Origin of the sequence: Shewanella electrica, from assembly GCF_022321485.1 — a bacterium.
Taxonomy (GTDB): domain Bacteria; phylum Pseudomonadota; class Gammaproteobacteria; order Enterobacterales; family Shewanellaceae; genus Shewanella; species Shewanella electrica.
Map to the genome: position 1 here is coordinate 1 of NZ_JAKOGG010000251.1, position 274 is coordinate 274.

Genomic DNA, 274 nt, shown 5'->3' on the forward strand with positions numbered 1-274 from the left:
GACCGATTTGAGTATCGAAGGTCAAAACATTGCCGCGAAAGCGACCGAAAGCATCGATTTTGCGGCAAACCGCGGGTGAGTTACGCACCCGCTGCCAGCGTTTGTTTGAATTTGGCGATCTCGATGAACTGCGTGGTTTAACGCCAGCGGAAGACGAGCAACTCGTGCAGCATCGGACCGTTGGCGCCAATCACCAGTTGGCCAGCATTTGATTAATTGCGGCTTTATGCTGCAAGCCGCAGATACCGAGTGGGCCACACCATTTGAGCAAAAT

General features: G+C 52.9%; 1 protein-coding gene. It reads left to right on the top strand.

Going from position 1 to position 274, the window contains the following annotated elements; genetic code table 11:
• Window positions 1–29 precede the first annotated feature (29 nt).
• Complete coding sequence (locus tag L9G74_RS20525) at window positions 30–212, top strand: hypothetical protein (protein WP_238898613.1); 183 nt, start codon at window positions 30–32, stop codon at window positions 210–212.
• Window positions 213–274: the final 62 nt, after the last annotated feature.